Annotated in this window: 14 protein-coding genes, 2 tRNA genes and 1 pseudogene; 6 read left to right on the top strand and 11 right to left on the bottom strand. The window is 56.4% G+C overall.

Features of this window, described 5'->3' with window-relative positions; genetic code table 11:
• Nucleotides 1-5: 5 nt before the first annotated feature.
• The 5 genes from B9P63_RS03425 to B9P63_RS03405 form a co-directional block, all read right to left on the bottom strand.
• A complete protein-coding gene (locus B9P63_RS03425) occupies nucleotides 6-1259 on the bottom strand; it encodes a 2-oxo acid dehydrogenase subunit E2 (RefSeq protein WP_085307163.1) in 1254 nt (417 codons plus the stop codon).
• Nucleotides 1260-1279: 20 nt separating this feature from the next.
• Nucleotides 1280-3937, bottom strand: a complete 2658-nt coding sequence (aceE, locus tag B9P63_RS03420; protein ID WP_085307162.1) for a pyruvate dehydrogenase (acetyl-transferring), homodimeric type — start codon at nucleotides 3935-3937, stop codon at nucleotides 1280-1282.
• Nucleotides 3938-4177: 240 nt separating this feature from the next.
• The gene (gene dld, locus B9P63_RS03415; RefSeq protein ID WP_085307161.1) at nucleotides 4178-5860 is read right to left on the bottom strand and encodes a D-lactate dehydrogenase; all 1683 of its coding nucleotides are present in this window, start codon (nucleotides 5858-5860) and stop codon (nucleotides 4178-4180) included.
• 26 nt (nucleotides 5861-5886) lie between these two features.
• Nucleotides 5887-7950, bottom strand: coding sequence for a TRAP transporter large permease subunit (locus B9P63_RS03410; protein WP_085307160.1), 2064 nt, complete (start codon nucleotides 7948-7950; stop codon nucleotides 5887-5889).
• A gap of 138 nt (nucleotides 7951-8088) precedes the next feature.
• Nucleotides 8089-9141, bottom strand: coding sequence for a TRAP transporter substrate-binding protein (locus B9P63_RS03405; RefSeq protein WP_085307159.1), 1053 nt, complete (start codon nucleotides 9139-9141; stop codon nucleotides 8089-8091).
• Between the two features lie 347 nt (nucleotides 9142-9488).
• On the opposite strand from B9P63_RS03405, the gene B9P63_RS03400 reads away from it, so the two are divergent.
• Nucleotides 9489-10277 (top strand): FadR/GntR family transcriptional regulator, encoded by a 789-nt coding sequence (locus B9P63_RS03400; RefSeq protein WP_085307158.1) that lies wholly within the window; start codon nucleotides 9489-9491, stop codon nucleotides 10275-10277.
• A gap of 79 nt (nucleotides 10278-10356) precedes the next feature.
• Here B9P63_RS03400 and B9P63_RS03395 read toward each other — a convergent pair whose 3' ends face one another.
• Together B9P63_RS03395 and trpA are read right to left on the bottom strand one after the other, a co-directional pair.
• The gene (locus B9P63_RS03395; RefSeq protein ID WP_085307157.1) at nucleotides 10357-11520 is read right to left on the bottom strand and encodes an alpha-hydroxy acid oxidase; all 1164 of its coding nucleotides are present in this window, start codon (nucleotides 11518-11520) and stop codon (nucleotides 10357-10359) included.
• A 131-nt stretch (nucleotides 11521-11651) separates the two neighbouring features.
• A complete protein-coding gene (gene trpA, locus B9P63_RS03390; protein ID WP_085307211.1) occupies nucleotides 11652-12443 on the bottom strand; it encodes a tryptophan synthase subunit alpha in 792 nt (263 codons plus the stop codon).
• A gap of 302 nt (nucleotides 12444-12745) precedes the next feature.
• On the opposite strand from trpA, the gene ychF reads away from it, so the two are divergent.
• Entirely contained in the window at nucleotides 12746-13843 is a 1098-nt protein-coding gene (ychF, locus tag B9P63_RS03385) for a redox-regulated ATPase YchF (RefSeq protein WP_085307156.1), read from the top strand.
• A 19-nt stretch (nucleotides 13844-13862) separates the two neighbouring features.
• Here the strand turns inward: ychF and B9P63_RS03380 are convergent, their stop codons facing one another.
• Both B9P63_RS03380 and B9P63_RS03375 read right to left on the bottom strand, forming a co-directional pair.
• Entirely contained in the window at nucleotides 13863-14573 is a 711-nt protein-coding gene (locus B9P63_RS03380; RefSeq protein ID WP_085307155.1) for an RraA family protein, read from the bottom strand.
• Nucleotides 14570-15544, bottom strand: coding sequence for a nuclear transport factor 2 family protein (locus B9P63_RS03375; RefSeq protein WP_085307154.1), 975 nt, complete (start codon nucleotides 15542-15544; stop codon nucleotides 14570-14572). Before B9P63_RS03375 ends, B9P63_RS03380 begins: the two co-directional genes overlap by 4 nt.
• 201 nt (nucleotides 15545-15745) lie before the next feature.
• Between B9P63_RS03375 and B9P63_RS03370 the strand changes: the two genes are divergently transcribed.
• The 3 genes from B9P63_RS03370 to B9P63_RS03360 all read left to right on the top strand — a co-directional run bounded on the left by B9P63_RS03370 (nucleotide 15746) and on the right by B9P63_RS03360 (nucleotide 17690).
• Nucleotides 15746-16675, top strand: coding sequence for a nucleoside hydrolase (locus B9P63_RS03370; protein WP_085307153.1), 930 nt, complete (start codon nucleotides 15746-15748; stop codon nucleotides 16673-16675).
• Between the two features lie 73 nt (nucleotides 16676-16748).
• Nucleotides 16749-16838, top strand: a tRNA-Ser gene (locus B9P63_RS03365).
• A 198-nt stretch (nucleotides 16839-17036) separates the two neighbouring features.
• The gene (locus B9P63_RS03360; protein ID WP_085307152.1) at nucleotides 17037-17690 is read left to right on the top strand and encodes a DUF2461 domain-containing protein; all 654 of its coding nucleotides are present in this window, start codon (nucleotides 17037-17039) and stop codon (nucleotides 17688-17690) included.
• Here B9P63_RS03360 and B9P63_RS19125 read toward each other — a convergent pair.
• Complete coding sequence (locus B9P63_RS19125) at nucleotides 17687-17842, bottom strand: hypothetical protein (protein WP_176219092.1); 156 nt, start codon at nucleotides 17840-17842, stop codon at nucleotides 17687-17689. The genes B9P63_RS03360 and B9P63_RS19125 overlap by 4 nt on opposite strands.
• 123 nt (nucleotides 17843-17965) lie before the next feature.
• Between B9P63_RS19125 and B9P63_RS19615 the strand changes: the two are divergent.
• Nucleotides 17966-18349 (top strand): annotated as a pseudogene (locus B9P63_RS19615) (helix-turn-helix domain-containing protein); the annotation flags it as partial.
• Nucleotides 18350-18783: 434 nt separating this feature from the next.
• Here the strand turns inward: B9P63_RS19615 and B9P63_RS03350 are convergent.
• Nucleotides 18784-18870 (bottom strand) — tRNA-Leu (locus B9P63_RS03350).
• Between the last annotated feature and the right edge of the window lie 41 nt (nucleotides 18871-18911).

The raw sequence follows: 18911 nt of genomic DNA, 5'->3' as shown, positions 1-18911 counted from the left end.
CCCCCCTACCACATCAACTTGCGCATATCGCCGAGCAGATTCTTCAACGTCACGGTAAAGCGTGCTGCCAAAGCGCCGTCGACCGCGCGGTGATCATAGGACAAGGACAAAGGTTGCATCAGGCGCGGGATAAACTCCTCACCATTCCAGACAGGTGCCATTTTGGAGCGTGTCAAACCAAGGATAGCAACCTCCGGCGCGTTAACGATAGGCGTGAAGGACGTGCCGCCAATGCCGCCGAGGGACGAAATCGTAAAGGTTGCGCCTTGCATGTCCTTGGACTTGAGATTGCCTTCACGCGCGGCGGCGGAAAGCTCCATCAACTCTTTGGAAATCTGCACAAGACCTTTCTTGTCCGCATCCTTGATCACGGGAACCATCAAGCCCACAGGCGTATCCGCCGCAAAACCGATGTTGTAGAAGTCCTTCTTGATCAGCTTGTCGCCGTCAGGATGCAGGGATGAATTGAATTCCCAATGCTCTTTCAGAGCGGACACCGACGCCTTGATCACGAAAGACAAAAGCGTCACGCGGTAGCCCTCGCCCTTGGCCATCGTGTCCATTTCCTTGCGGTACTTATCAAGGTCCGTGATGTCCGCCTCATCATTATGCGTAACATGCGGAATGTTAAGCCACGAGCGGTGTAGCGCAGGGCCGGACAGCTTCTTGATGCGGGGCATTTCCACGTCCTCGACAGGACCAAACTTGGAGAAATCGATCACAGGGATCGGTGGGATGCCCATTGCGCCCGATGCGCCGCCGCCAGCGGCCACAGGGGCTGCTGTGGATTTGAACGCTTTGGTCACATCCTCGCGCAGGATACGGCCCTTGCGGCCCGTGCCGTTTACCTTGGCCAGATCAACGTCCAGATTGCGTGCGAAGGCACGCACGGACGGGCTGGCATGTGCTTTTCCAAAACCCGCATCCGTAACCGCGGCAGCCGCAAGAGCAGGCGCTGCAACTGGAGCGGTTGCCACAGGAGCCGCCGCTGGCGCTGCCGCCTCGGCAGGTGCAATCGCTGCACCCTCGCCCTCCAAGATCAGGATCAAGCTACCCTTAGAGACGTTGTCGCCCTCGGAAACCTTGATTTCCTTGACCACACCCGCCGCAGATGACGGAACTTCCATAGTGGCCTTGTCGGACTCCAATTCAACGATTGGGTCTTCGACCGCCACTGTATCACCCACGCTCACCAAAACGGTGACGACGGGAATATCGGTGAAATCGCCGATGTCGGGGACTGTTACTTCGATTGTCATATTCTGTCTCCTCTACCCTATCAAACCAGACGCGGGTTCGGCTTTTCGCCGTCAATGTCGTATTTGGAAAGCGCGGACTTCAGGTCTTTCTCTGAAACTGTGCCTTCTTTGAAAAGCTGCACCATCGCGGCGGCTGCAATGTGGTTCGCGTCCACCTCGAAGAAGCGGCGCAGGTTCACACGGCTGTCCGAGCGGCCATAGCCGTCCGTGCCTAGAACCACCAGGTTTTGCGGCACAAAGGCGCGGATTTGCTCGGCGTAGTTCTTCATGTAATCGGTCGCGACAATCACAGGGCCTTTGGCCCCGCTGAGCACTTGCGTCACATAAGGCACCTGCTCGTCCGCAAGCGGGTTCAAACGGTTGTTGCGCACTGCGTCCTGACCATCACGGGCCAGCTCGTTAAAGCTGGTCGCAGACCAGATATCAGACGTCACACCGAAATCTTCCTTCAGCATCTTCGCCGCTTCCATTGCCTGCACGAGGATCGTGCCGGAGCCCATCAGGTTCACATGCTTCTTCGCAGGTTTCGCCGTCTTGCTGAGGCGGTAGAGACCTTTGATGATCCCCTCTTCCGCGCCCATGGGCATTTCAGGATGGCTGTAGTTTTCATTCATCAGCGTCAGGTAGAAATACACATCTTCCTGATCCACATACATGCGCTGCAAGCCATGATGCACCAGAACCGCTACTTCGAACGAAAAGGTGGGATCATATGTAATGCAGTTCGGGATCGTGCTGGCAAGGATATGGGAATGCCCGTCCTCGTGCTGCAAACCCTCGCCGTTCAGCGTGGTGCGCCCCGCCGTGCCACCCAACATGAAGCCGCGCGCACGGGAATCGCCTGCAGCCCAGGCCAGATCACCGATGCGTTGGAAGCCAAACATTGAATAATAGATAAAGAAGGGCACCATCGGCACGCCGTGGTTGGAATAGGACGTTGCCGCCGCAATCCAATCCGCCATCGCACCCGCTTCGTTGATGCCTTCTTGCAGCACCTGACCGTCGGTGGATTCTTTGTAATAGGACATCTGATCGCGGTCTTCCGGCGTGTAGTTTTGTCCCATCGGATTATAGATACCGACCGAGCGGAACAGTCCCTCCATACCGAATGTGCGGCTCTCGTCCGGCACGATCGGCACGACGTTCTTGCCCATGTTCTTGTCACGCAGCAGCGTCGTCAGAATGCGCACAAAGGCCATTGTCGTCGAAATTTCGCGATCGCCCGTGCTTTTCAACTGCGCTTCGAATTTGCTTAGCGGCGGGATTTCCAGCTTGGGAGCGTCGCGCCATTCACGTTTGGGAAATTCCCCACCAAGCTCTTTGCGGCGCTCTAGCAAATAGGCTTTTTGCTGATTATTCAGCGACACGAAAGGTGCTTTTGGCAGGTCCTCATCGCTGATCGGGATCTGGAAGCGATCCCGGAACGCGCGAAGCTGGTCCTCGGCCATTTTCTTTTGCTGATGCGTGGTATTCTGACCCTCGCCCGCCGTGCCCATGCCGTAGCCCTTGACCGTTTTGATCAACAGACACGTCGGCTGACCCTTGGTCTCTGTGGCGCGTTTAAAGGCTGTGTAAACCTTCTTAGGCTCGTGGCCACCGCGGCGCAGCGCCCAGATTTGCTCGTCTGTCCAATCTTCAACAAGCGCCGCCGTCTCGGGGTATTTGCCAAAGAAATTCTTGCGTATATAGCCGCCATCCTTGGATTTGAAGGTCTGGTAATCCCCGTCAACCGTCTCATCCATCAGCTGGCGCAAACGCCCGCTTGTGTCTTTTTCCAGCAGAGCATCCCAGCCCTTGCCCCAAAGCAGCTTGATCACGTTCCAACCCGCACCGCGAAAACCGCCCTCGAGTTCTTGCACGATCTTGGAGTTGCCACGCACCGGACCGTCAAGGCGCTGCAGGTTGCAGTTTACCACGAAGATCAGATTATCCAGACCTTCACGCGCCGCCAGATCGATCGCGCCGCGCGATTCCGGCTCGTCCATTTCGCCGTCGCCAAGGAAAACCCAGACCTTGCGATCGCCCATGTCGATATGGCCGCGATTGTGCATATATTTCATGAAGCGCGCTTGGTAGATCGCCATCAGCGGTCCAAGGCCCATGGAAACTGTCGGGAACTGCCAATAATCCGGCATCAACCATGGGTGCGGATAAGAACTAAGCCCTTTACCGTTCACTTCAGAGCGGAAGTTCTCCATCTGCTCTTCGGTGAGGCGTCCCTCCATGAAGGAACGCGCGTAAATGCCCGGAATCACATGGCCTTGGAAAAACACCAGATCACCGCCGTGGATCGCCGATTTGGAGCGCCAGAAATGATTTAGACCAACATCATACATGACCGCAGCAGAAGCGAAGGACGCAATGTGACCGCCATATTCGCTGGACACTTTGTTGCGGCGCACGACCGTCGCCATGGCGTTCCAGCGGTTGATGGTGCGAATGCGCCATTCCATTTCCTGATCGCCGGGAATTTCAACTTCGTCATCGACAGGGATCGTATTCTGATAAGGCGTCGTCGCCGAAAACGGCAGTTGCGCACCGGCGGCGCGCGCTTGTTGCACGGCCTTGTCCAGCAGGTAATGTGCGCGATTGGCGCCGTCCCGTTCGATTACATCGGAGATGGCATCCTGCCATTCTTGCGATTCAATCGGGTCGATGTCTTGTGTGTGGTCGGTCATACGTCCCTCTTCCCTTGCTCGTTCAGCGCGGCGGTAAACTCGTTTAACATCAAACTACAACTTGGCCGATTGCGCTACATCGTATCAACTTGAGGCATTCTTCTCAAAAAATTGAGAATACCCCGTAATTCTATTTATGCCCACCTGCTAACATGCTCGATTGACCCGAGGTAGCCTTGCAAGGGCCTAGCGCCATGCATTTACTGCATAGCGGATTGGTTCAATATTAAACAATGCTGCTCACGCGTAGTCTTTGCGTTTCGACATCTTGCCGATACCGGGATTGAAACTGTTGCTCGGATCGACGGATTTATAGAAATCCACCAGATCGGGCTTGGCCGGGTAAAGATGGCCCACATTATGCTCCGCAGGATATTCTGCGCCGCGCCGATCCAGAATCGCAAGCATTTCCGCTTTCAGCGCTTTGAGGTCGACACCCTTTTTCACGATGTAATCCTGATGCAGCACATGGCACATAAAATGGCCGTAGTAGAGCTTATGCACCAGCTTGTCGGTGATATGCTCCGGCAGTTGCTCTAGCCAGTCGGTTTCATTGCGCTTCAGCGCGATATCGAGTGCGAGAATATCCTCAACCTCGTTGCTGTGGATATTCTGATAGCGGATTGCCGCCCCTGCCGCTGCAAAGCGGTGCAGGCCTGCAATCTTGCCCTCGCGCGCTGTGCATTCAAAGAAATTGCCCTCGCGCGCTGCAAAATAATCGCTCAGGAAACCACGCGCCTCGTCGATACCGCCGTCGCGCATCTTGAGAACCAAGTGATGCTCGAACCGCCCGCGGTATTCCGTCATCCGCTTGGGCAACACCCGAGGCGTGATACGCGACATAAACTGCATCACCTTATCGCTAAGCCCGCGCGTGAGAGAAAACTTGTTGAGCCGCGCATCAAACGCGCCCTTGATTGCAAAGAACGTCGGCAGCTTGTCGGTGCCAAGCCAGTCGATCATCATGACCGTATCTTTGCCGTAACGCTCTGTAATATCGAACACTTCGCGCTGCATATATTCTGCCGACACCGGCAGGCTCTTGAAGCTCGGCAACATATGGCGGCGCAGCGCGGTCAGATCGGCAGGATCATTGGTGCCAATGTAGAACACCTGTTCAGCGTCGTTCATCGGGTAGGTATCAAGGCGCACTGCAAAAACCGCGAGCTTGCCAGCGCAGCCCGCCGCCTCGTAAAGCCGCCGCTTGTCCGCGTTGAAACGCGCAGGCGATTCCGCCTCCACATCACGCACGCGGGTTGCGTATTCCGTGTCCGACGCTTTCTTGTTGCTTTGCTCCAGATCTGCATCATTGAAACGCCCCTCTTGCAAGCGGGTCAGGATATCTTCGGGAGTGCCACCCAGATCGACGCCAAGGTGGTTCACCAGCTCCAATTCGCCCTGTACTGTGATGCGCGCGAAAATGCTTAGTTCCGTATAGCTTGGCCCCCGCTCGATCAGCGAGCCACCGGAATTGTTGCACACACCGCCGATGATCGATGCACCTATGCAGCTCGATCCAATCACCGAATGAGGTTGGCGTTTCAAAGGTGCCAGCAACTTTTCCAGCGCAAAAAGCGTCGCACCGGGAAGCGAAACCGCTTGCGCGCCGTCCTTGATAAGATGAATGCGATCCATGCGGCGGGTATTGATCAAAACCACACCGCGATCGTAGCTACCATTGGGCGTTGACCCCTCTGTCAGGCCTGTATTCGCCGCTTGCATGATCACGATTTTATCGGCCTTCACACAGGCCTTGAGCACGTTCCATTGCTCCAGAACAGTGGCGGGCTGCACAACACAAAGCGCATCACCCTCGCCCGAGCGGAAACCCTTGCGGAACCGCTCGGTTTTTTTGCTACCTGTCAAAAGATGGCGCGCCCCGACAATGGATCGCAGGTCTTTGAGAAGCTCTTGATCGGTCATCGGGGTACTCCTTTTGTACAGATTACTTAATAGGCGACCGAGGGCAACCATGTGGCCAATTGCGGCCATGCAAAAACCATCGCCAATCCGGTGAGTTGCAACAGAACAAAGGGGACAATACCTTTGTAGATGTGCATCAACGTGATCTCAGGCGGGCAAACGCCTTTCAGATAAAAGAGCGCAAATCCCACAGGCGGTGTCAGGAAACTGGTCTGCAAGGTCACCGCCACAAGGATCACGAACCAAAGCAAGGCAGGCTCGTCAATCGCGCCAAAGCCCGGGATATCAAGGCCAAGACCATTGATGATAGGGCGCATGAGCGGCAGCACGATTAGCGAAATCTCGATCCAGTCCAGCACGAAGCCCAAGAGGAACACGATGAACAGAATGAACAGAACCGTCGCCGTCGGGCCAAAGCCAGTAGAGGCGATCATATGTTCAATCAACTCGTCGCCGCCAAGTTCACGCAGCACGTAGGAAAAGACCGTCGCACCAAGGAAGATCGCAAAGATATAAGCGGTCGTGTTGAAGGTCGACTTCAACACGTTCATCAGCTTTTGCAGCGACAACTTGCGATAGCCAAGCGCAAGCAAGGTCGCGCCAAGTGCGCCGATGCCCGACGCTTCGGTGGGTGTCGCGAGGCCCGCAAAAATCGAGCCGAGAACCGCAAGGATCAGCGCCAATGTCGGTAGAACCGCAACGCCCACATCCTTGACAGCCGCCCAATCGGGGCGCACCGCGCCGACTGGCACAGGCGCTACATCACGTTTCACCAGCGCAATGATGAAGATATACGTCAGGTAGAGGAAGCCGAGGATAACCCCCGGGAACACCGCCGCCATGAACAAATCCCCCACGGACAAAGCCATTTGATCCGCCATGATCACCAACATGATCGAGGGCGGGATCAGAATGCCCAGCGTGCCAGAGGCCGATACGACGCCCGCCGCCAAGGATGGCGAGTATTTCTGCTCCATCATCGAGGGAAGCGACAGAACGCCCAAGAGAACAACAGACGCACCGATGATACCCGTCGAGGCGGCAAGGATGATACCGATCATCGTGACCGTGATCGCAAGGCCACCGCGCACCGTGCCGAAAAGTTTCTGCATCGAGGTCATAAGCCGCTCGGCCACACCGGATTCGTCAAGCATAAGCCCCATGAAGATGAACATCGGCAAGGCCACCAGAACCGCATTGGACATGGTCGCATAAATACGGTTCACCACCGCGCCGAGCGTTAGATAGTCAAGGCCCGTCAGAGTTTCCTCAAGGCCCGTCCAGTTCATCACGCCGCTGTCGAAAAGATAGGCGACACCGCAATAGGCAACGCCCACGCCCGCCAGCGTCCATGCAACGGGAAAGCCCGTGAACAAGAGCGCGATGAACGTCAGGAACATCGCGATGACCAGCTTTTCTTCGGTGGTTTCGACGACGAAGGTTAGCGCGACGGTGACCAGCACGAAAGCGGCCAAAGCCCAAAGGATCAGGCGAATGCCTTTGCCCTCGCGCTCTTCCTCATAATTGACCCAAAGCGCATGCACATCATGGATCAGGCGCGCCGCGGCCGCGATGGCCAGCAAGATAAAGCTCAGCGGAATGACCGCCTTGAACGCCCAGCGCATCGGCAGGCCCGTCGGGCTGGATGAGCGCTCGTTCACACGGAAACTGTCGTAGAAATAATCATAGCCCTGATCGATCATCAGATAAATAAACGGCACCAAAAGCGCTGAAATACCAATGACTTCGATCACCCGCTGCGCGCGGCGCGAGAGCTGCATGTGCAGCAGATCGACCCGCACATGGCTATCCGTGACCAGCGCGTAGGAAATGCCGATCATCGTCACGAGACCGTAGAAATGCCACTGGATTTCATCCAGCATCGGGTAGTTCTGATTGAAAAGATAGCGCAGCAACACCTGGCTGACGATCGCAGCGACCAGCGCGACATTGGCCCACATGACCACATGGCCGATGGTCTTGACCGTCTTGTCGAGACCAAGCGCGAGACCTTGCGTATCACGGTCCGGATGCTCCAGAATTTCCTCATACGCCTGAACGGGATCGTCCAGTTGTTCTTGCCTGTCCATGGTGTGTCTCCTCACAGACGGACGCGCGAAATGGCGCTGTCCGCTCTCCCTGATTTAGCTTTTGAAAAGTGCGAAAATCGGTTTGGGAAAGGGCGGCGAAATATGCCGCCCCTCTTTGGTGTCGCTTGAGCGCTGCGCTTACTTGCGCGGCAGAAACGCATTCTCTTTCCAGATTTTGTAACCGTCGCGGAATTCGTTCATATCCGTGAGGACCTTGTTGAAGAACTCATCGCCAGCCGCTTCCTCTGCTGCAACTTCTTCCCAAGTCGCGCGGAATGTGTCGAGCATCTCGTCCGACCACTGCCGCATCTGGACACCGTTGTTTTCAACGTTGTCGATCAGGGCTGCATGCTGGATCGCTTCGCCTTCAGCGTAGCTGTCCGTGACGGAGGCTTTACACGCGTTATCGATGATCGCCTTGTGTTGCTCGGACGCTTCGTTCCAAACATCCTTGTTGATCATCAGCTCGAATACGGTCGCCTGCTGGTGCCAGCCGGGGAAATAGTTGAACTTGACCAACTTGTGAAAGCCGAGACGCGCGTCGATCGCAGGCATGGAGAATTCAGTCGCGTCGATCGCGCCTTTTTCCAATGCAGGGAAGATTTCACCGCCGGGTAGCAGGGATGTCGCAACGCCGAGTTTCTGCATGACTTTGCCGCCAAGACCGAAGAAACGCATCTTCAGGCCCTTGAGGTCCTCGGGCGTGTTGATCTCTTTGGCGAACCAGCCGGATGTCTCGGGAGCGATGATGGCGCAGGGCATGACATGCACGTTGTAGCCAGCCTGATCATACATTTCCTGATAGAGCGTCATGCCGTTGCCGTAGTAAAGCCATGCCATATATTCGCCCGCTTCGGGACCAAAAGGCACGGCAGAGAACAGCGGCGCAGCCGGGATTTTACCCGCCCAGTAACCAGCCGTCGTATAGCCCGAGTTGATCTTGCCCGAAGACACGGCATCGAGAATTTCGAATGGAGGAACCAGCTTGCCGGGTTCATAGACCTTCATGCGAAGCGTGCCGCCTGACATGAGGTCAAGCTGCTCTGCCACGCGTGGAATGGGCGACCCCAAACCGGGCAGAGCCGTCGAGAATGCAATTGGTGTCTTCAGCAACATTTTATCTGCCGCAAAAGCCGCAGGCGCCGTCAGCATGGTGGCCACAACGGCTAGAGATGTAAGTGTGTTTTTCATGTTTCCTCCACAGAACATTAAGGCCCGAAATGTTTCGACCAATGAGCGTATACCGATGTATGCAAAAGGCTTCGCCTGATGTGGTTCATAAAGTTTACCACTCTCTAACGTCAACTTACTTCAAACCAATCAGCCTGCGACAAACTTGACTTAGCTCTTTCTAAAAGAGGTATTTATATTGCATCTTTGAGCTATTCTTGGCTCAAAACTTTTTCATTTCACTTCAAAAACAAATGGTTAAAAAACTTGCCACCTTGTCCGCCTACGAAAAAACCCGGCTACATCTGGTAATTTTCTTTGGACTATTTATTTTACCACTTAACGCTTTTCCTGTTAGGATTATCCTCATGAACACTGATGCAACACCGCTGTTCGATCCGATCGGGCACGAATCTGTTTCCGCTACCATTGTGAAGCGGGTCGAGGAAATGATCGTAACGGGCGTGCTCAAGGACGGCACGCGTCTGCCCTCCGAGCGTAGCCTCGCCGAAGCGATGCAGGTCTCGCGCCCCAAAGTGCGCGAGGCACTCCAACAATTAGAGGCCAGTGATCTCATTCAGGTGCGCCATGGTGAGGGCTCGTTCGTCGCCCCGCTGATCGGCACCGCCATGTCACCGGCCCTCGTCGAGCTCTACGCACGACATACGACGGCATTTTCGAACTACCTCGAATTTCGCCACGAACAGGAATGCTTCGCCGCCTCCCTCGCCGCCGAGCGCGCGACCGAGGATGATCTGAGCATCTTGCGCGCCATCATGGAAGACATCGAACAGGCCCATGCGAGCGGCGATGCCGAAACCTCGCGCAGCGCCGATGTGCGCTTTCACTCCGCCATCGTGGACGCCAGCCACAACTCATTGCTGATTCATACGATGGCCTCAATCTACGAACTTATGCAGAAAAACGTATTTTATAACCGCAAGTTTTTGCGCGCGATGGACGGCAGCGGAGAAAAGCTGCTCCAGCAACACCGCGATATCGCCGAGGCGATCTTTGCCCATGATCCTTCGCGCGCCGCAGAGGCCGCCAGCGCGCATATCGAATTTGTCGCCGCCTCATTCAAAGTAAGTGTAGGCCAAACCAAACGCGAACTGGTCTCGCGCCGCCGCCGCGCCATGCTTGAAATCAGCAGCTAAAGCGCGCAGCAAAAAGGCGCAGTGCAAACCGCGCCCTTTTCTCTATCTACTAAAGTGGCCCGGCCCAATCACAAAGGTCCTAGGCCCACCTGCCCGTGAAGTCCTCAGGGATCATCAACACGCTTTTGTCCAACTCACTGACATTTCGCTTACCGCACAGCGCCATGGAGGTGTCCAATTCCTTATGGATCACATCAAGCGCAGTTTTAACGCCCTTTTGCCCCATCGCGCCCAGCCCATAAATATAAGCCCGCCCGATATAGGTGCCTGTGGCCCCCATCGCGAGCGCCTTGAGCACGTCCTGACCAGAGCGGATGCCACTATCCAGATGTACTTCGATCTGATCGCCAACCGCTTCCAGGATCGACGGCAGCATCTTGATCGAACTCATCGCCCCATCAAGCTGACGCCCGCCATGGTTGGACACGATGATCGCATCGGCGCCGACCTTCAGCGCCATCTTGGCGTCCTCCGCGTCCAGGATGCCCTTCAAGATCACCTTGCCGCCCCACATCTCTTTAATCTTTGCGATCTTGTTCCAATCCAGTGAATGATCAAACTGCTCTGCAGTCCAAGCCCCCAGATTGGCGGCATCCGACACCCCGTCGGCATGCCCGACCACATTGCCGAACTCGCGGTTCTTTGTCGCCAGCATTTGCAGCCCCCAAGTCCATTTGGTCATCAGGTTCGCGATCGTCTTGGCGGTCAATTTGGGCGGTGCAGACAGTCCATTCTTCAAATCCTTATGGCGTTGCCCCAGAATCTGCAGATCCAGCGTAATCACCAAAGCCGAACATTTTGCTGCCTTCGCACGTTCCAGAAGGCGACGAATATAGTCTTGGTCCTTCATCGTATACATCTGGAACCAGAAGGGCTTGTCAGTCTTTTCCGCGACCTTTTCGATCGAGCAGATCGACATCGTGGACAACGTGAACGGCACTCCGAACTCTTCAGCCGCCTTTGCCGCTTTGATTTCGCCATCCGCGTGCTGCATTCCGGTCAATCCGACAGGAGCCAGCGCAACGGGCATCGCCACATCCTGCCCGATCATCTGGCTGGCCGTCGAGCGCCCGGTCATATCAACGGCGACGCGCTGGCGCAGGCGAAGCTGATCAAAATCGGATGTGTTCTCGCGAAAGGTCTGCTCGGTCCAACTGCCACTTTCCGTGTAATCATAAAACATGCGCGGCACGCGCCGCTCGTAGATGCGTTTCAGATCATTGATCTCGGTAATGATAGCCATCCGACTTGCCCTCTCATGAATTGGTAAAAAATAATTACCACCGCACACCTTTTACGACAATCTGCCAAAAGCGCACATGCAAAAAGCGCGCCCCGGCCGAGACGCGCCTTGCTCTAGAACCGCTTCCTGCGTCACGCGCTATGAGCACCATCCGCGAGTGACTTCACAAAGGCAAGAACCTGCTCGACGCTCTCGCCCGCAGCAATCTTCTCGACGATGGCCGAGCCTACGACAGCCCCGTCGGACATCTGCGCAATCTCACGCGACTTCTCCGGCGTCTTGATGCCGAAGCCCACGATCACGGGCAAATCCGTTTGCGATTTGATCCTTGCGACTTCCGGCCCGACATCCGCGCCCTCGGCAGTAGCCGCCCCGGTGATCCCGGTAATCGACACGTAATAAACAAAGCCCGATGTATTCTGCAAAACCCGCGGCAAGCGCGCATCATCCGTCGTAGGCGTGGCAAGGCGAATGAAATTCAAACCCGCCGCTTGCGCCGGAATACACAGCTCCGCATCCTCTTCAGGTGGCAGATCAACAACAATCAAACCGTCGATACCAGCCGCCTTGGCCTCTTTCAAAAACGTTTCCACACCGCGCGAATAGATCGGATTGTAATAGCCCATCAATACGATCGGAGTTTCATCATCACCCTCACGAAACGCGCGCGCCATATCAAGCGTCTTTTGCAACGTCATGCCCTTATCAAGCGCGCGCTGCCCCGCGAGCTGAATGGTCGGCCCATCCGCCATCGGATCAGTGAACGGCAGCCCCAACTCGATAATATCCACGCCAGCCTGTGGCAGACCCTTCATGATCTGCAACGAAACCTCTGCATCGGGATCCCCCGCCATGATATAAGACACAAAGGCTTTCCTGCCGCTTGCGCGCAGGCTCTCGAACTTGGCATCGATCCGGGTCATCACAACGTCCTTTCCACTGTTGACACGCACTTGCCGCGAAACCTGCGCGCTGTGCAAGAGCGCCGATGCGCTTTGCGCCAAAAAAGCCGACACGCCCCACCTTCTTCGGCCTCAAAATACCTCGGGGGAGGCTCGGCTCGCCGAGACGGGGGCAGCGCCCCCACTCCGCATGGCCACTTGGCCATGCTAAACCCGCGCGCGCGCCAGCGCGCCCAATGTTTTCACCGTCCAAAACACGCAGATACCTTGCGCCAGCGCATAAACCTGCCGTATGGAGGCGCGTCAAAGCTAAGGAGAGCGTCATGGGTTTCAAAATGGGTATCGTCGGACTGCCGAATGTCGGTAAATCCACGCTCTTCAACGCGCTAACGAAAACCGCCGCAGCCCAGGCTGCGAATTTCCCCTTTTGCACGATCGAGCCTAATGTAGGCGATGTCGCCGTGCCCGATGCGCGCCTCGACACGCTGGCCGCCATCGCAAGCTCGAAACAGATCATCCCGACGCGCATGACTTTTGTGGACATCGCCGGCCTCGTCAAAGGGGCCTCCAAGGGCGAAGGCCTCGGCAATCAGTTTCTCGCAAACATCCGGGAAACAGACGCGATCGCCCATGTTCTGCGCTGCTTTGAAGATGGCGACGTCACCCATGTCGATGGCCGCGTAAACCCGGTCGAGGATGCCGACACCATTGAAACCGAACTTATGCTCGCCGATCTGGAAAGCGTCGAGAAACGCCGCCAGGGCCTGACCCGCAAAACCCGCGGCGGCGACAAGGAAGCAATCCAGCAGGACCGCCTGCTTGAGGCGGCTCAAAGAGCGCTCGAAGAGGGCAGGCCAGCACGTACAGTGGACGTGGATGAGGACGACAAAAAGGCATGGAAGCTGCTACAGCTCCTAACGTCCAAGCCTGTCCTTTATGTGTGCAACGTCGGTGAAGCCGAGAGCGCGACAGGCAATGCACACTCGGAAGCCGTCGCAGCGATGGCCGCTGCGCAGGGCAATTCCCACGTCATCATTTCCGCGCAGATCGAAGAAGAAATCAGCCAGCTCGACGCTGAAGAAGCGCAAATGTTCCTTGAAGAAATGGGCCTCGCCGAGGCTGGCCTCGACCGCCTCATCCGCGCAGGCTATGAATTGCTGCACTTGGAAACCTACTTCACAGTCGGTCCAAAAGAGGCCCGCGCCTGGACCATTCGCGAGGGAACAAGCGCGCCCAAAGCCGCAGGCGTCATCCACGGCGATTTTGAAAAAGGCTTCATCCGCGCCGAAACCATCGCTTACACCGACTATGTCACTTTGGGCGGTGAAGGCCCCTCTAAAGAGGCAGGGAAAATGCGCGCCGAAGGCAAGGCCTACATCGTCAAAGACGGTGATGTGCTGCACTTCTTGTTTAATAATTAAACCGCAGCGGCGTGCCCTCTCAGGTCCGCGCCGCCTCAAACTTGGCCCAAACATCTTCCAGCGTGTCGATGTCGAAACCCGGTGCGCGGGCGGGGCCTAAAACTATCGCTTCGCTTTTGACGACAGTTTCAATCGCATCCTGCAAATGCAGGATCACATCGTCAGGTATCACTATCGCGCCGTGACGGTCCGCATGGACCAACTCGCCCTGCGCTACGCGCATCCCCATGATGTTCGCTTCTGTGCCCAGATCAACCACATGGACATAGCCATGGCTCGGCCCGATGGAGCCCGCAAGGATCGGAAACCCTTCGTCAATCACATCCAGATCGCGCATCACGCCATTGGTCACTGCGCCTTTAAGACCAAGCCCTTTGTGCACCGCCACATGCACCTCGCCCCACCAACCTGCGATGCAATTGGGATAATCCACGTCCTCGATCACCGCAACCGAAGGAGCAGCCCCGCGCGCCATCGCACGGAAATACTCCATACGGCGCGCACGAATGACATCCCCGGCCTCGCTCGGCGGCGCAAGGCCCGAAATCCGCGCGGTGCGCGCAAAGCCGACAACCGCAGGATCACCGGGCTTGGAGTGCTGCATCGTGCCGCGTGTGAACCTGTTGAACCCGCGCTTGCCCTGCGCCACCTCAATCGCGTTGCAAACCGTCGGCGTATCGACCGAACGCAGCAGCCCAAGCAAGTCGTCCGTGAGTGTTTCCTCGGTCATGGCCCAGCCTCCTCAAGCACCTCGGTTTGCAGCAATATCTGCTTCCAGATCGCAATTTCATCAAACAGGGTTACCTCGCGCCGCAGACCCCGCGGGCCGAATTCAACGTGACTGACCCCCATCACATGCACCTCTGCCCCGCTCGGTGCACCGAAACGCCCCCAACCTTCATGGCATCCTGTTAGGGACCAGCGAATTGCACTGCGCGGTGCCATTAACGGATCGCTGCGCCCGATCTGGTGCGCGATCGTGAACTTCGCCGAGGGAAAACTGCTGCGCAGGCCGAGCCAGAACGCATCCGCTGCGCTCTGCCCATGCGCCTCCACGCCGCCCGGGAGCGACAGATGGCAAGCACGGTCATAGGCATCTGGGATCACACTGAAATCAGCGTCCATCATGCGGCGCAGAATGCCCGCATGGGCTGCTCCCCACTCGTCCTCGTTCCCATGCCCGGTGTAAGGCCCTGTGACATCACTCTCAGGCGTGAGCGGCATCGCCCTATCGCCAGCGGCGATCATCGCACGCGCAGCCGACTCGCCCGTTTGCCCCAGTTGCACAGCAATCGCCGCATTGTCGCGGATCAACCATTCGTCCCAAACACGGTTATCACGGCAAAACGTGTCGGCAATCGTGCGAAATGTGAGCTTGCGCCCGCTCGCAGCGCCAAAAGCGCCCCCTTGGTGGGTCGCCGTGGAAATGATGCGGTGCGAAGACAGAAATCCATCGTCTTCATTACCGCACCAAATCACGTCTTCACCCAAAAGCTGACGGTCCGGAAATTCGCTCAATGTCGCCATTGTATTGGCTTTTCCCGCGCCATTGCCCCGCGAAATCCCTGCAGGCGTGCGCACCAATAGATCATCACCATAGTGCCAGTTGAGTGCTGCGATATCACGCCCCTCCCAGATCATCGCCGTGCATTTCAGGATGTAGTCGGGCAAATCGGCGAAGCGCGCATCGAACCCCCTCATCGTAAATCGCTCTTTCGAGTGGCGTTTGACCCCATTTTCATGCGCATCACCCAGACCTTTCCATTCAGAGACAGGCTATCAGGTTGCGGCGTTTTGAATAGGTATGCAAGAGGGGCCACCCGCAGAAAATCCAAAAAACAAGAGTTGTGCATCTCGCCAGTTTTAGCCACCCTGCCCTCAAACGATCAAGGACGCCGCATTATGACCAGCCCGCTCAAACTTATCATCGACACGGACCCCGGTATCGACGACGCTATGGCGATCTTTTACGCAGCGGCCGCACCGGACATCGAACTGCTCGGCCTCACCTCCATCTTTGGCAATGTTACGGCCACCCAAGCCACCCGCAATGCGCTGCGACTGCTGGAATGGGCTGGGCTGAACGACGTTCCCGTGGCACAAGGAGCTAGCAAACCCCGCACCCTGCCCGCTTTTCCGCCATCGCATAATGTGCACGGGGACGAAGGCTTTGGCGAAATGCCTGCAGAAACACCCGAAGGCAAAGCGCTGGATGAGCCAGCCGCCGAATTTCTCGTGCGCATGGCGCGCCAGCACAAAGGCGAATTGGTCCTTTGCCCCATTGGCCCATTAACCAACATCGCGGATGCGCTCGACCTCGATCCAGAATTCGCCAGCAACGTCGCGCGCATCGTGCTCATGGGCGGCTCCTTGGAGGAAGGGGGCAACATCACGCCCCACGCCGAGGCGAACATTTACCACGATCCCCATGCCGCTGAGCGCGTCTTTGCATCCGGCGCAAACATCACCATGGTCGGCCTCGATGTCACCCACCGCATCCTGTGCACCGCAGAGGATTTCGACGCTATGGAGGCCGCAAGCCCCCGACTTGGCGGCATGATCAACGAGATGAGCCGCTTTTATCTGCACTTCTACGCAAAAGTCGGCAAACACGATGGTTGCTCGCTTCACGACCCCGCAGCGGTTATCGCCTGCACCCACCCCGAGCTTTTCACCCCGCGTGCAGTGCCCGTGAGCGTCTCTTGCGAGAAAGAAACCTCCGGCAAAACCATCCTTGCGCAGGACGGTCGACCCGAAACCGACGTCCTCATGTCTATCGATGCCCCTGCTGTCAAACGGCAGTTTCTCCACGAGATGTCAAAACTGGCATAAGGCACAACATTTTAGCAAAACTTCGCATTTTCCGGCTTGTATCCCCTGCCCCATCGGGGATATCCCCGTCGGCGGAGACGTGGCCGAGTGGTCGAAGGCGCTCCCCTGCTAAGGGAGTAGGCCCGGAAGGGTCTCGAGGGTTCGAATCCCTTCGTCTCCGCCACACAATTCACTCTGCCAAGACCCGTCGTGTGGCAATTACGGAAAACTTATTACTTGGACTCGCGTGCCCTTGCGCTCCTCCCAGCGCATGCGCTGCGTTTCGAGAAAGTCGTGAAAGCGGCAATTTCTTCTGATAGGTTTCGGCAAAGCCGCCCCCATCAGTGCGCGGGACAGACGGGCTAAATTGGGAGTTGCAATTATGGTTGAGCCGGAGACATTCACGTTCCTTACAGAACTTGCGCAAAATAATCGCAAGGCATGGGTGGACCAGCACCGCGACGAGTTTGGCGATGCGCGGCGCAACTTTACCGGAATTGCCATGACCCTGCACAGCTATGCAGATCGCTTTGACCCCTTCGTCGCCGAGGCCCGCAGCAAGCCCAAGCAAAGCTACACAAAAATGCAGCAAGACCCGCGTCACCGCGACGGCCCCGGCCTTTATCGCACAGGCGTGGATATATTTGCCAATGCTGGCCACCCCGAAGAAGACTTCGGGTACTACCTGCATCTCGAGCCCGGTCAATGCTACGCAGGCAGTGGCTTGCTACAGCCCTCCAAAACGGGCCTCAACCGAATGCAAAAACGCCTGCACGATGATCCGGCAGGCCTTGAGGACGCCTTGCGCGACGACGCATTCAGCGAGATGTTCCCCAATGGCCTGTTCACCCGAAAAAAACTGAACTCGGTGCCACAAGGATATGAGCGCGATGATCCGGCAGCGCCCTATTTGCAAATGGCCGGGCTGGGATGTCGCAAGAATTTGCCAGACGCGTTTTTATATGACGATGACGCGATCGACACACTGATCGAGATTTTCCGCGCCGCCAGTCCACTGGTCCGTTACTTCGATTAACCCCGAAGCAGACCGCTCACGCGCAGGCCAGAACCCATAAGAGAGGCGCGCGATAAATCGTTCTGATCGACCAGAACGACATGGCCAGCACTCACGCCTGCAGATGGATCGAAAAAACCTGCAGTATCAGCGCTGTAGACATCAATCTTCAAATATTACCATCATATTTTATTGAAACACTTGGTGCTATGGTGATCCCCCCTAAAATCAGTGGTGATGGATTCAGCTGGTCACTGCAACACAGTGTAGAGCTTTGAATTTAAAAGACTGTGTTGATGACCAAGCCACGACCGATGGACGAGCAAAGGAAATCCGAAACTTGACATGAATGGGAGCGCGGGACCGCTATGGCTAATATAGCGCGGGCTATCGACAAACCGCCGGCGACTGCTTTCTCGAATTCGCAATATCATGGTGGCATCCGACCGCGGCAAAGGTTTCGGCGTGCTGCGGCTTTGAGTCTGGAGGAACGCGAGGAATTTTCCCGAGGTAATTCTCATGGGTGTAGCGCAGGTTTCATAGCCAAGACGTTGTGCCGCAGCCCTTCGACAATAAGTCGAGAATATATTAAAAACGGCGGGCGCGTGCGGTACCGTGCTATCATTGCAAACAAATCTACGTGGCGTCGCGGCCAGCGCCCCAAGAGTTCCTGCCTTTCAAGCTACTCATAAAAAGACTTGGACAAGGTCGCAGCACATCTGAACAACCGGCCAAGAAAAACCTTGGGCTTCCTGTCGCCTGCCCGTAGATTAGAGCTGCTGTTGCCGTGACCCGCTGAATCAATCACCACCAATTTAAGGGGGATTACCCTATAAGCAGCCGATCGAAAAGCAGCCGATCGAACAGGTTTGCTGGGGTCGCTGACGATCGTATTGCTGCCGACAACACCACCGAACTTATCACACACACGATATGAGGTGCCGGATTTAGGGAGCCAATGCCGTTTCAATCTATTCCGCTTCAATGCACAAGCTTCAGGCGCTGACTCGCAAAACCGAAAATGCACCCAAAACCGCATAAAAAAAGCCACGTCTTTAAGCGTGGCCTCAACGACTTATCGCCGGGTCCTAGGATGACCTATCTGTTGACCTACTGGTGCGGTCGGGGGGACTCGAACCCCCACGAGTGTTACCTCACAGCGACCTCAACGCTGCGCGTCTACCAATTCCGCCACGACCGCGAAACACCAGTAAGTGAGCGGCGTATAGACGAGCCGATTTG

Source organism: Planktotalea arctica, assembly GCF_002105285.1.
Lineage (GTDB): Bacteria > Pseudomonadota > Alphaproteobacteria > Rhodobacterales > Rhodobacteraceae > Planktotalea > Planktotalea arctica.
Note: the sequence above shows the minus strand (reverse complement) of the source record. Positions and strands in the feature narration are given on the sequence as shown.